Here is a 13,382-nt window from a genome sequence, read left to right on the forward strand (position 1 = left end):
GGCCGCGCTGATGCTGGCCAGCACGCTGTCGTTCGGACTGATGGTGATTGCGATCCGGCTGGCCTCCGCGCACCTGTCGACGGTGGAGATTGCCTTCTTCCGCAACCTGTTCGGCCTGCTGTTCCTGCTGCCGATGCTGCTGCGCCCAGGGCAGTCGCTGCCGCGTACCGCACAGTTGCCGCGTTACCTGCTGCGCACCGCGATCGGCCTGGTGTCGATGCTGGCCGGCTTCTGGGCGATCGGCCACCTGCCGCTGTCGCAGGCGATCGCGCTGTCCTACTCCACGCCGCTGTTCGTGACCCTGGCCGCGGCGTTCTGGCTGGGCGAGAACGTGCGCCTGCGGCGCTGGATGGCGGTGCTGTGCGGCTTCGTCGGCGTGCTGATCATCCTGCGCCCCGGCGCGGCCACGTTCAGCGCAGGCACCCTGATCGCACTGCTGGCGGCGGTGATGAGCGCGCTGGTGGCGATCCAGATCAAGCAGCTGGCACGGGTCGATTCGGCCAACACCGTGGTGTTCTACACCTACGCGTTCTGGGTGCCGATGTCGCTTCTGCCCGCCCTGTTCGCCTGGACCTGGCCGCACGGCATCGACTGGCTGTGGCTGCTGGCCACCGGCCTGTTCGGCACGCTCGGGCAACTGCTGTGGACGCGCGCACTGCGCATCGGCGAAGTCTCGGCGCTGACCCCGATCAGTTTCATGCAGCTGCCGTTCGTGGCGCTGCTGGGCTGGTGGCTGTTCGCCGAGGCGATCGCCCCGCGTACCCTGCTCGGCGCGAGCATCATCATCGCCGCCAACGTCTACATCGCCCATCGCGAATCGGTGCTGGCCAGGCGCGCCGCCACGCACGCGCCGCTGGAAGGCGCCAAGCCCGGGGAATGAGCGCAGCCGCGCCAGGCCGGGCGGCCGCCATAATGGCCGCACGATCCGCCTCGACCCACCCCATGCGCGCCTTCCGTCTGCTTGCCATCGCCACGCTCATCCTGCTGCTGTGGCCGGTGGGTTCCGCGCGCGCCATCGAGATTCCCGCCTACACGCCGGACGTGGTCGATCCCAGCGGCCAGTTGAGCGCGTCGGACCGGCAGCGGGTGAACGCGTCCCTGCAGCAGCTGCGCACCGACCAGGGGATCTGGGGCGCGGTCTACATCGTGCCCGCGCTGGACGGCGACAACATCGAGAGCCTGTCCGAGCGCGCGTTCAAGACCTGGCGGCTGGGCCAGAAGGACGTCGACAACGGCCTGCTGCTGGTCCTGTCGATGCAGGACCGCCGCTCGCGCTTCGAGGTCGGCTACGGACTGGAAGGCAGCCTGTCCGACGTGGTCAGCAAGCACGCGCTGGACGACTACCTGGCGCCCAGGATGCGCCAGGGCGATACCGCCGGCGCCATCATCGACGCCTTCGGCTTCATGGCGCGCGTCGCCGCGCAGGATCCGACCAGCCTCGAAGAACTGTCGCGGCCGTCGGCCGCGCCCGCTACCGAAGTGCGCCACTGGGAACGCGGCGCGATCGCCTGGGCCGGGCTGGCGGCATTGATCTGGCTGCTGCCGCTGCTGCGCCGGCGCTGGATGCGGCACCTGCGCGCACGGTTGCTGCGCCAGCATCCGCAACTGGCCGGCCAGGCCGAGGACATCGCCGAATCGACCCGCCGCTCGTGGTTCCCCGGGGTGTTCATCAAGCTGTTCCTGACCGTCAACCCCGGCGTGTTTGTGCTGGTATTGTCGGCGCTGTTCCCGCTGGCGTTCGTGCTCTCGCTGGCCATCGAGCTGCTGGTGCTGGGACTGGCGCTGGCGATGGCAGGCCGCCGCTATTCCTCGCCCGAGTATTTCCGCGACTTCCTGCGCGAGCAGGCGAGCGAGCGCCAGGCGTTGATGCGCAAGGGCCACGTGGTCGCCACCGCGTCCGGCGGCTACGCCTATACCCCGGCGTACTACGCCAGCCGCACGTCGACTTCTTCGTCGTCTTCGTCCTCCTCCTCTTCCTCGTCGTCCAGCAGTTCGAGTGGCGGCTCCTCCTCCTCCGGCGGCGGCAGCTCCGGCGGTGGCGGTGCCAGTTCGAGCTGGTAGCGCTGCACGCGCCCCGCTGGCGGCGCCTGGTGATGCTGCACCACGGAGAAGGCGTGTTCACGGAGAAGATCCATGTGGCCTTGGCGGACGTACGCGCGCGCTTGCAGGCTGCATAAGCGGATAGCCAATGCCGAAGCGAGCGCCGTGACCGGCTCGGGCTGATCGTTGCGCGCGGGTATGCTTGCCGTGTGCGCAGCCATTTCGGTTGCCGTCCGGAAAGCGGAATGAAGACCATCGGCCTGATCGGCGGCATGAGTTGGGAATCCACCGTGCCCTACTATCGGCACATCAACGAGACGATCCGCACCCGGCTGGGCGGGCTGCATTCGGCGAAGATCCTGCTGTACAGCGTGGACTTCCACGAGATCGAGCAGTTGCAGCAGGCCGGCGACTGGGACGCGGCCGGCGCGGCGATGGCCGCCGCGGCGCGCGCGCTGCACGCCGGCGGCGCCGATTTCCTGGTGTTGTGCACGAACACCATGCACTGCGTCGCCGATGCGATCACTGCCGCGGTGCCGTTGCCGCTGTTGCATATCGCCGATGCCACGGCCGCCGCCCTGCACAGCGCCGGGATCCGCAGGGTGGGCCTGCTGGGCACGCGCTTCACGATGGAGCAAGCCTTCTACCGCGAGCGGCTGCAGCGCCACGGTTTCGATGTGCTGGTGCCGGCGGCGGCGGAGCGCGCCGAGGTGCACCGCATCATCTACGAGGAACTGTGCCAGGGGACGATCCGCGACGCGTCGCGGACGTACTACCGCGACGTGATCGGCGCGCTGCAGGCGCAAGGCGCCGAGGCGGTGATTCTGGGTTGTACCGAGATCTCGCTGCTTGTCGGCGCTGCCGACGCGCAGCTGCCGCTGTTCGATACCGCCGCGCTGCATGCGCACGCGGCGGCATTGCACAGCCTGGCATAGCGACGCGGCAGCATCCGCTCAGGAAGCGCGGCGGTGGCGCCAGCGCGGGCGCCGTTCGCCGCGGAACATCAGCAGGTACAGCCCGAGCACCCAGACCAGCGCCGCACACCAGCCGCCGAGGATGTCGGAGGGGTAATGCACGCCCAGGTAGATACGCGACACGCCGACCAGCAGCGCGAACGCGCTGGCCAGCAGCAGCACCGGCCAGCGCCAGCGGGTACGCCACGCCAGCGCGATCAGCACCGCGGCCAGGGTCATCGACCCCATCGCGTGGCCGCTGGGGAAACTGAAGGTGTGCTCCGGCGCGATCGACTCCCACAGGCTGGGCCGGTCGCGCTGGAAGAACTGCTTGGCGCTCATGTTCAACAGCGCCGAACCGACGAACGAGAACGCGGCGAACATGGCCTCGCGCCAGCGCCGCAGCCCCAGCAACAACAGCACGATCAGCGTGTCCAGCGGGATCACCCCGTACTGGTAGCCGGCCTCGGTGACCACGCTGAAGAACCGGTCCCAGCCCGGCGAGGCCAGCCCGCGCATGCTCCACAGCAGTGGCTCATCGAAGTAGAAGTTCTCCAGTTCGTGGACCTCGTCGGCCAGCGCCACGAACACGCCCATCGGCAGCAGCACGCCGGCGAACAGCAGGCCGATGCGCCAGGCGTTGCGGCGCAACCAGTGGCGCACGCCAGCGGCGCGCTCGGCCGGGGTCTCACCCGGCGCGGCGGGCATACTTGGTTTCGACGTAGCCGTCGATCAGCGCGACGAACTCGTGGGCGATGTTCTCGCCGCGCAGGGTGACCGTCTTTTCGCCGTCGACGAACACCGGCGCCGACGGCGCCTCGCCGGTCCCCGGCAACGAGATGCCGATGTTGGCGTGGCGCGATTCGCCCGGCCCGTTGACCACGCAGCCCATCACCGCCAGGGTCATGTTCTCGGCGCCGGGATGGCTCACCTTCCACTCCGGCATCTTCGCGCGGACGTGGTTCTGCACCACCTTGGCCAGTTCCTGGAAGAACTCGGAGGTGGTGCGGCCGCAGCCCGGGCAGGCCGTGACCAGCGGGGTGAAGGCGCGCTGGCCGGTGGTCTGCAGCAGTTCCTGGGCGACGATCACCTCCTGCGTGCGCGACTGCCCCGGCTCGGGCGTCAGCGAGATGCGAATGGTGTCGCCGATGCCTTCCTGCATCAGCACCGCCAGCGCCGCGCTGGAGGCGACGATGCCCTTGCTGCCGATGCCGGCCTCGGTCAGGCCCAGATGCAGCGCGAAATCCGAGCGCTGCGCCAGGTCGCGGTACACCGCGATCAGTTCCTGCACGCCGCTGACCTTGCAGCTGAGCACGATGCGGTCGCGGCCCAGGCCCAGTTCCACCGCGCGTTCGGCCGAATCCAGCGCCGAGCGGATCAGCGCCTCGCGCAGCACCCGGCCGGCGTCCCACGGCGTGTCGCGGCGCGAATTCTCGTCCATCAACTGCGCCGCCAGGGCCTGGTCCAGCGAGCCCCAGTTGGCGCCGATGCGCACCGGCTTGTCGTACTTCAGCGCGAACTCGATCAGCTGCGCGAACTGGGTGTCCTTCTTCTTGCCGAAACCGACGTTGCCGGGATTGATCCGGTACTTGGCCAGCATCTCGGCGCAGGCCGGTTCGGCGGCCAGCAGCTGGTGCCCGTTGTAATGGAAGTCGCCGATCAGCGGCACCTCGATGCCCATCATCCGCAGCTTGTCGACGATGCGCGGGATCGCCGCGGCCGATTCGGCATTGTTGACGGTCAGCCGCACCAGCTCCGAGCCGGCGCGCCACAACTCGGCCACCTGCTTGACCGAGGAGGCCACGTCGGCGGTGTCGGTGTTGGTCATCGACTGCACCACGATCGGCTGGCCGCCTCCCACGACGACGCCTCCGACGCGGACCGGCTGGGTGGAACGGCGCGCCCAGGGCGCGGCGTCGCTGGGGGGGGTGGGTCGGCTGACGGCGTCGTACATGCGCGCATTTTAGCGTGAGCGGGCGTCCGCGCCCTACTCCGGCGCCGGGGACTGCGACGGTTTGTCGCAGACAGCCATGAGCGCCAGCGCATACGATGCGCCCATGAACTCCACCGATGCCTCGTTCCTGCGCACCCTGTGCAGCCTGCGCTGGCTGGCCACCGCCGGGCAGGCGGCGACGATCCTGGTCGCGACCTGGGCGATGCAGCTGCCGCTGCCGCAGCTGCCGCTGTGGTCCGGCGTGGCCGCGCTGACCCTGTTCAACCTGTATGCGCAGCTGCGCCTGCGCCATGCCGACACCGCCGCGCCGGCCACCGCGTTCGGCCACATCCTGGTCGACGTGACCATCCTGACCTGGATGGTCGGCTGGAGCGGCGGCATCGGCAACGCCTTCGGTTCGCTGTTCCTGGTGCTGATCGCGCTGGCCGCGCTGGCCCTGCCGCTGCGCTGGGCGCTGGCGGTCGCGGTGGCCTGCGTGGCCGGCTACGCGGTCAGCGCGCTGTTCGGCCTGCCGCTGCCGCGCGGCCCGCACCAGGCCCTGGACCTGCAGCGCTGGGGCATGGCCGCCAACTTCCTGCTGTCCACCGTCGTGGTGCTGGTGTTCTCCACCCGCCTGGCGCTGGCGCTGCGCGCGCGCGAACGCGAGCTGGCGCTGCTGCGCGAGCGCTTCACCCGCAACGAAGGCATCGTCGCCCTGGCCACCCACGCCGCCTCGGTCGCGCACGAGCTGAACACGCCGCTGGCGACGATGACCCTGCTCACCGACGACATCGTCGAGCAGAGCGAGCAGCCGGAACTGCGCGAGGACCTGGAAACCCTGCGCGAACTGCTGGTGCAGTGCCGCGAACGGGTGCTGGCGCTGGCCGCGCCGGCGCAGCGCGCCGGCGGCGGCACGGTGTCGCTGGCGCACGTGCTGCACCAGTGGCAACTGGTGCGCCCGACCGTGCAACTGCGCCGCAACGACGACGCGCCGCTGCAACTGCGCCTGGAGAGCGCGATCGGCCACCTGCTGCAGGTGTTGCTGAACAACGCCGCCGACGCCGGCGAACGCGCCGGCCGGCCGCAGGTGGACCTGAGCGTGCGGGTCACCGGCAGCGAACTGATCGGCGAGGTGCGCGACTACGGCGGCGGCTTCGACGCCAACCAGGTCGCGCTGCCGGCCACCCTGTTCCGCAGCGGCAAGCCCGACAGCATGGGCGTGGGCCTGGCCCTGTCGCATGCCACCATCGAACGCCTGGGCGGCGAACTGTGGACCCAGCCGGCGCCGGACCACGGCGCACGGGTCGGCTTCCGCCTGCCGCTGCTCGCCCTGGAGACCGCCGCATGAGCACCGACGCCCCGCTGGGCCTGCTGGTCGACGACGACCCGCTGTACCTGCGCACCCTGCAACGCACCCTCGCCCGCCGCGGGCTGGAAACGCTGACCGCCGACAGCGGCGCCGCGGCGCTGGCCCTGGCCACGGCGACGCCGCCGGACTACGCGCTGATCGACCTCAAGCTGGGCGACGAATCCGGCCTGGCGCTGATCCAGCCACTGCGCGCGATCCGCGCCGACATGCGCATCCTGCTGGTCACCGGCTACGCCAGCATCGCCACCGCGGTGGAGGCGATCAAGCTCGGCGCCGACGACTACCTGCCCAAGCCCGCCACGGTACAGATGATCCTGCGCGCGTTGAGCCTGGAGGCGGACAGCGCCGAGGACGACGACGCAAGCGAACTGCCGGACGCGATGACCCCGCTGAGCCGGCTGCAGTGGGAGCACATCCAGCAGGCCATGCACGAGACCGGCGGCAACGTCTCGGCGGCCGCGCGCCTGCTCGGCATGCACCGCCGCTCGCTGCAGCGCAAACTGGCCAAGCGCCCAAGTCCGCAACGCGAGCCGCCGCGCTGAGCGTGGCGCAACTGCCCATGCGTCGCCGTCTACCGTCGTACACACAGGCTTCACTTTCCCGACCCGCGGCTGTTCGCCATCGGCGCGCCGCCTCAAGTCGCCCGGGCAGGCGCCGTTAAATCCTGTATGCGCCCTTCTTCTCATCCGCTGCCGCCCGACGAATCGAAGAGGCTGGCCACCCTGCGCCAGCTATGCCTGCTCGACACCCCGGCCGACCGTGTCTTCGACCTGATCACCCAGTTGGCCTCGCGCACCCTGCGCACCCCGATCGCCCTGGTCTCGCTGATCGACGAGCAGCGCCAGTGGTTCAAGTCCCGGGTCGGCCTGGACGCGCCGCAGACGCCGCGCAGCCAGGCCTTCTGCGCGCACGCGATCCATAGCCCCGAGCTGCTGGTGGTGGCCGACGCGCGGCAGGATCCGCGCTTTCGCGACAATCCGCTGGTCACCGGGCCGCCGTTCATCCGCTTCTACGCCGGCGCGCCGCTGATGCTGGCCGACGGCACCGGCCTGGGCACGCTGTGCGTGATCGACAGCGAACCGCGCAGCGAGTTCGACGCCGACTCTCGACGCACCCTGCAGGAGCTGCGCGACCTGCTGTTGCTGCGGATCGAGACCCTGCGCAACACCGGCTACGTCGATGCGCTGACCGGCCTGCCCAACCGCAGCCGCTTCAACGAAGACCTGACCATGTGGCTGTCGCTGCAAAGCGCGGACCACCACGACACCGGCGTGGCGATCGACGTCTGCGGCACCGAATACTTCCGCGACATGGTCAAGGCCCTGGGCTGGGAATACGCCGAGGGCTACCTGCTGGCCGCGCGCGACCGCCTGCTGCAAGCGCTGGATGGGTTGCCGGCCTACCGCATCGACACCACCAGTTTCGCCTTCGTGGTGAAGGGCAACGACCCGGCACAGCTGGCGCAATGCTGCGAACGCGTATGCAGCGCCTTCGCCGAGGCGATCGAGCACCAGGGCATTCCGCATGCCGCGACCCCGTCGCTCGGCGCGGTGCGCCTGGACGGCGTGCTGAGCGCCAACCACACGCTGCGCTCGCTGACCACCGCGGTGGACATGGCGCGCCAACGCGGCCTGCCGTGGAGCCTGTACGAGCGCAGCCACGACGCCAGCCAGCGCAACGCGTTCCGGATCCTGGCCGCGCTGCCGGAAGCGCTGAGCGCACGCGAACAATTGAGCCTGCACTACCAGCCGCGGGTCAGCCTGCGCAGCGGCGAATGCGTCGGCGTGGAAGCGCTGCTGCGCTGGGAGCACCCGCTGCTCGGCGCGGTCGCGCCCAACGACTTCATCCCGCTGGCGGAAAAGACCGCGCTGATGAGCCGGGTCACTACCTGGGTGCTGCGGACCGGCATCGCCCAGGCCGCGCTGTGGCAGCAGCAGGGGCATCATTTCAGCGTGTCGCTGAACGTGTCGGCGGTGGACCTGGAACAGGCCGACTTCATCGCCACGCTGCGCGAGCTGCTGGCGCGGCATGCGCTGGAACCAGGCCGCATCGAGATCGAGTTCACCGAAAGCGCGATGATCCGGCATCCCGAGCGCGTGGCCGAACAGCTGCAGGAGATCAGCGCGCTGGGGGTGAAGATCGCCATCGACGACTTCGGCAGCGGCTACAGCAACCTCAGCTATCTCAAGCGCATCCCCGCCAACGCGCTGAAGATCGACCAGTCGTTCATCCGCTCGCTGCCGGGCAGCCGCAAGGACTGCATGATCGTGCCGTCGATGATCCGGCTCGGCCACGATTTCGGCCAGCAGGTGGTGGCCGAAGGCATCGAGACCGAGCAGATCTACGACATGCTGCGCGACTGGGGCTGCGACGAGGGCCAGGGCTACTGGATCGCGCGGCCGATGCCGGCGGCGGCGCTGGAGGCCTGGCTGGCCACGCCATGGCGCGAAGCCTGAGCGCACGCGACCGAACCCGCAGCGACCGCTAGCGCGCGGCCGCTGCGGCGATGCTCAGGCCGCGCTCACCAGAACACCGTGTACAGCGCGATCAGGATCGCGACCACGCCCACCGCCCCGATCTTGAAGCCGAGCGTGGTGGCGTAGCCGACGTCGTCGGTGCGGATCAGGTCGCGCGCCTGCGTGGCCGGGGTCAGCAGCGACACCACCACCGCCAGCACCAGCGCCGCCACGAACACCACGCCGATGCGGTCCATGAACGGCAGTTCCGGCCAGGCGAACTTGAGCGCGAACGACAGCACCACCGACCCGATCGCCGCGGTCAGCGCGCCGGCTTCGTTGGCGCGCTTCCAGAACAGGCCGAGCATGAAGATCACCACCACGCCCGGGGTGAAGAAGCCGGTGAATTCCTGGATGAACTGGAAGCCCTGGTCGAAGTTGCCGAGCAGCGGCCGCGCGGTGAGGATGCCGATCAGCACCGACGTCACCGCGGCGATGCGGCCCACCCGCACCAGTTGCTTCTGTCCGGTCTGCGGGCGGAACTTGGCGTAGAAGTCCAGGGTGAAGATGGTCGCCACCGAATTGATCTTCGACGCCAGCGAGGCCACGATCGCCGCCACCAGCGCGGCGAACACCAGGCCGAGGATGCCGCTGGGCAGCAGCTGCATCATGGTCGGGTAAGCCTGGTCGGGCTTGGCCAGGTCCGGCGCCAGCACCACCGCGGCGATGCCCGGGACCACGATCACCAACGGCATCAGCAGCTTCAGAAACGCGGCGAACACCATGCCCTTCTGCGCCTCGCCGATGTTCTTGGCGGCCAGCGCGCGCTGGATGATGTATTGGTTGAAGCCCCAGTAGCTGATGTTCATCACCCACAGCCCGCCGAGCAGCACGCTCAGGCCCGGCAGGTCCTTGTAGAACGGGTTGTCCTTGCTCAGGATCATGTGGAAGTGCTCGGGATGCGCATTCCACAGATGCTTGAACCCGGCCAGCACGCCGGCACCGTCGCCGATGCGCGACAGGGTCAGCCCGGCCACCAGCAATCCGCCCAGCACCAGCAGGGTGACCTGCACGATGTCGGTCAGCGCCACCGCCTTGAGTCCGCCGTACAGCTGGTAGATCAGCGCGAACACGCCGATCAGGGCCAGCGCCAGGGTCTGGTCCATGCCGGTGACCTGGCTCACTGCGATCGAGCCCAGCCACAGGATCGAGGTCAGGTTGACGAACACGTACAGCAGCAGCCAGAACACCGCCATCAACGTACGGATCCACTTGCCGTAACGCTGCTCCAGGAACTGCGGCATGGTGTAGATGCCGTTGCGCAGGAAGATCGGCAGGAAGAACTTGCCGACGATCAGCAGGGTCAGCGCCGCCATCCATTCGTAGGACGCGATCGCCAGGCCGATCGCATAGCCGGAACCGGCCATGCCGATGATCTGCTCGGCGGAGATGTTGGCCGCGATCAGCGACGCGCCGATCGCCCACCACGGCAGGGTCTTGCCGGCCAGGAAGTAGTCCTCGGCGCTCTTGCTGTGCCCGGCCTTTTCCCGCGATACCCACTGCGCGAGCACGAAGATGCCCGTCAGGTAGACCAATACGATCGCAATATCCAACGTCGCCAGACCCACTGCACTTCTCCCACGGGCCGCGGCCCTTTCGCCTGTGTATCGATGCGCCCATCCGCACGGGACGGGCGTTGTCTTTGTATGGCCGAACGCGACCGCGCGCGGCCGCTGCCGTGCCGTCGCGCACCGGTCGTCGCGCGAAGCGTTTGTCGCGGCGCATCCTGTCGCCCGGTGCCGCTCCTGCGGCCGCTGCCGCATCGGCCACGCCGCGAACGGTTGGTACAGCGGCTGGCGCTCTCCGCCTTTGCCGCAATCCTGGCCTCCCGCCCTGCCCCGCTTGCGTCCGTCTCGGCGCAGGCGACGCCATCCGGCGACGGCGCCGCTGCGTGTTCGTCAGGCGCGCATCAGCGCACCGGGCAGTCGACCACGCTCTGCGCGTCGTTGCTGGCGCCCAGCGCGATCCGCGACAGCGCCAGGTCCAGCGTGCCGTCGCTCTCGATCACCGGCAGCCGCTCCAGCTTGGAAACGTCGGCGCCGGCGACGCTGAAGCACTTCAACGGCACCCCCAACGTGCGCCATTCGCCCTTGGGCAGCGCCGCCAGCGCCTTGCCCAGATCGACCTGCGCCGCGCAGCCATTGCCGCAGGCCACGCCGATGCGGGTCCCGGCGCTCGGCGCCGCGTCCACCTTCAAGGTCAGAATCAGCTGCACGTCGCCGTTGCTCTCGCGCGACACGTCCAGCGGCCTGGGCAGCACCAGCGCAATCCCCGCCTTGCCCTTGCCCGACCACTCGAGGCGACGCGCATCTTCCTGCGCCTTGTGGTCGACGGAGGTCATCCTGAGCGACCCGTCGGCCAGCGCCGCCGGCGTCGTCACCGCCGGCAGATTCGCCTGGCTGGCGCCTTGCAGGATCATGTTGATGCCCGCTGCCGGCTTGCCGCGCTCGAAGTACACCCCGCCCACCGCCTGCGCGCCGGACACGCCGGAGACTTCCGACAGCCGGGCCAGATCGCCCTTGTCGGCGTAGCGCAGGCCATAGCCGAACGCGAACTGCGGGTTGTAGTTCTTCTGCCCGACGTTGTTGGCGTACTGGGTCGCGGTGCGCGGCCAGGAGAAGCTGAGCTTGCCGTGGAAGTCGTACTGGATGCCGCCATCGGGCTTGCGCAACAGCACGTCGGCGATGCCGCCGCCTTCCGAACCCGGCAGCCACGCGGCGACGAACGCATCGGCGGCATTGATCTCGCGGTTCACCCACAGCGGACGCCCGCTCAGGAACACCGCCACCACCGGAATGCCCTCGGCCTTGAGCTTCTTGATCAGCTGCAGGTCGCTGTCGTCGCCGGGCTTGTAGAGCAGCGTGGCGATGTCGCCCTGGAACTCGGCGTAGGGATTCTCGCCGAACACAACCACCGCCACGTCCGGCTTGGCCTGGTACTTGCCGTCGATCGCCAGCTCGGCGCTGCCGCCAGCGGCCTTGACCTGCTGCTGCAGGCCTTCCCAGATCGTGTTGCCGTTCGGGTAGTCGGCGCGCTTGGTGCCGGTGCCCTGCCAGTTCAGCGTCCAGCCACCGGACTGCTTGCCCATGTCGTTGGCGCCGTCGCCGGCGACCAGCACCTTGCTCTGCGGCTTCAGCGGCAGCAGTTGCTTCTGGTTCTTGAGCAGCACCAGCGACTCGCGCACCGCCTGCCGCGCCACCGCGCGGTGCTCGGGCGCGCCGAGCAGTTCGAACTTGCCGCCGAGCGGACGCTGCGACGGCTTGCCGGCCTCGAACAGGCCCAGCCGCAGCTTCACCCGCAGGATCCGCCGCACCGCATCGTCCAGCCGCGTCATCGGGATCTCGCCCGACTTGACCGCCTTCAGCGCACTCTCGTAATAGCCCTTCCAGCTGTCCGGCGCCATCAGCATGTCCACGCCGGCATTGAACGCGGCCGGGCAGTCGTCGTTGCGGCAACCCGGCACCTGGCCATGGCCGTTCCAGTCGCCGACCACGAAGCCGCCGAAATGCATCTGCCCCTTCAACACGTCGGTCAGCATCGGCTTGTTGCCGTGCATCTTCACCCCGTTGAAGCTGTTGAACGAGGCCATCACCGTCTGCGCGCCGGCGGCGATCGCCGGCGGATAGCCGGCGCCATGGATGTCGCGCAACTGCTGCTCGCTGACCCGGGTATCGCCCTGGTCCTTGCCGTCGGTGGTGCCGCCGTCGCCGAGGAAATGCTTGACCGAGGCGATCACGTGCGAGCCGTCGAGGAAGCCGGGCTGCCCGGGCACGCCCTGCAGGCCTTCGACCACCTTGCCGGAGAAGCTGGCGACCACCTCGGGCGATTCGGAATAGCCCTCGTAGGTGCGGCCCCAGCGATCGTCCTGCGGCACCGCCACGGTCGGCGCGAAGGTCCACTCCATGCCGGTGGTACGGGTCTCGGCGGCGGTGACCGCGCCGATCTTGCGCATCAGCTCCGGGTCGCGCGTGGCGCCCAGGCCGATGTTGTGCGGGAACAGCGTGGCGCCGACGATGTTGCTCTGCCCGTGCACCGCATCGATGCCGAAGATGATCGGGATCGCCAGGCCGCCGTTGCCCTTGTCCATCGACGCCGCGTAGTAGGCGTCGGCCAGCTTCAGCCACTCGGCCGGGCTGGCGTCGTACTTGCCGCCGGGATCGGAATTGCCGCCGGCCAGCACCGAACCGATGTGGTACTTGCGCACGTCGTCCGGGGTCATGCTGGCGATGTCGCCCTGCACGATCTGGCCGACCTTCTGCTCCACCGTCATCTGCGCCATCAGCTTGGAAATGCGCGCCTCCAGCGCCGCATCGGCGGCCAGCGGCCAGGCCGGCGACGGCCACAGCTGCGGATGGATCGCCGGCGGCGCGGTGGCGGCGGCGGCTGGAGCCGATTGGCCGTGGCCGGCCGCGGCCAGCGCCAGCAGGCCCAGCGCGGCGGCGGTGGCCAGCGCATTGCGAATCGGCGCGGACACGCCAGCGGACTGTTTTTGCAAGGTCTTCCCTCCCAGGGACGGCAAACGCGCGACATACGGCGGCCACGCTCCCTCCCGAGACACGCGACCGGCGCCT

At 69.4% G+C, this 13,382-nt stretch carries 10 protein-coding genes; 6 read left to right on the plus strand and 4 right to left on the minus strand.

Translation table 11 applies throughout. The annotated features are described in order from the left end of the window. The first annotated feature begins 10 nt into the window (after nt 1-10). The 3 genes from HEP74_RS11610 to HEP74_RS11620 all read left to right on the plus strand — a co-directional run bounded on the left by HEP74_RS11610 (nt 11) and on the right by HEP74_RS11620 (nt 2,975). Nucleotides 11-880, plus strand: a complete 870-nt coding sequence (locus tag HEP74_RS11610; protein ID WP_185816599.1) for a DMT family transporter — start codon at nt 11-13, stop codon at nt 878-880. Between the two features lie 62 nt (nt 881-942). Further along, a complete protein-coding gene (locus HEP74_RS11615) occupies nt 943-2,061 on the plus strand; it encodes a TPM domain-containing protein (RefSeq protein WP_255427725.1) in 1,119 nt (372 codons plus the stop codon). 224 nt (nt 2,062-2,285) lie between these two features. Beyond that, on the plus strand, nt 2,286-2,975 hold the full coding sequence (locus tag HEP74_RS11620) for an aspartate/glutamate racemase family protein (protein ID WP_185813019.1): 690 nt from the start codon (nt 2,286-2,288) through the stop codon (nt 2,973-2,975). A gap of 18 nt (nt 2,976-2,993) precedes the next feature. Here HEP74_RS11620 and HEP74_RS11625 read toward each other — a convergent pair whose 3' ends face one another. Beyond that, on the minus strand, nt 2,994-3,701 hold the full coding sequence (locus HEP74_RS11625; protein WP_185813020.1) for a phosphatase PAP2 family protein: 708 nt from the start codon (nt 3,699-3,701) through the stop codon (nt 2,994-2,996). Then, nucleotides 3,682-4,947, minus strand: a complete 1,266-nt coding sequence (gene ispG / locus HEP74_RS11630) for a flavodoxin-dependent (E)-4-hydroxy-3-methylbut-2-enyl-diphosphate synthase (protein WP_185813021.1) — start codon at nt 4,945-4,947, stop codon at nt 3,682-3,684. The genes HEP74_RS11625 and ispG overlap by 20 nt, the downstream gene beginning before the upstream one ends. 103 nt (nt 4,948-5,050) lie before the next feature. Here ispG and HEP74_RS11635 point away from each other — a divergent pair, with 103 nt between their 5' ends. The 3 genes from HEP74_RS11635 (at nt 5,051) to HEP74_RS11645 (ending at nt 8,751) form a co-directional block, all read left to right on the plus strand. Beyond that, nucleotides 5,051-6,274 (plus strand): ATP-binding protein, encoded by a 1,224-nt coding sequence (locus tag HEP74_RS11635; RefSeq protein WP_185813022.1) that lies wholly within the window; start codon nt 5,051-5,053, stop codon nt 6,272-6,274. After that, a complete protein-coding gene (locus HEP74_RS11640) occupies nt 6,271-6,837 on the plus strand; it encodes a response regulator transcription factor (protein ID WP_185813023.1) in 567 nt (188 codons plus the stop codon). Before HEP74_RS11635 ends, HEP74_RS11640 begins: the two co-directional genes overlap by 4 nt. Nucleotides 6,838-6,963: 126 nt before the next feature. Beyond that, a complete protein-coding gene (locus HEP74_RS11645) occupies nt 6,964-8,751 on the plus strand; it encodes a putative bifunctional diguanylate cyclase/phosphodiesterase (RefSeq protein ID WP_185813024.1) in 1,788 nt (595 codons plus the stop codon). A 65-nt stretch (nt 8,752-8,816) separates the two neighbouring features. Here the strand turns inward: HEP74_RS11645 and HEP74_RS11650 are convergent, their stop codons facing one another. After that, complete coding sequence (locus tag HEP74_RS11650) at nt 8,817-10,379, minus strand: sodium/sugar symporter (protein ID WP_185813025.1); 1,563 nt, start codon at nt 10,377-10,379, stop codon at nt 8,817-8,819. A 341-nt stretch (nt 10,380-10,720) separates the two neighbouring features. Then, a complete protein-coding gene (locus HEP74_RS11655; protein WP_185813026.1) occupies nt 10,721-13,306 on the minus strand; it encodes a glycoside hydrolase family 3 protein in 2,586 nt (861 codons plus the stop codon). Between the last annotated feature and the right edge of the window lie 76 nt (nt 13,307-13,382).

It is taken from the genome of Xanthomonas sp. SS, assembly GCF_014236835.1.
Classification (GTDB): domain Bacteria; phylum Pseudomonadota; class Gammaproteobacteria; order Xanthomonadales; family Xanthomonadaceae; genus Xanthomonas_A.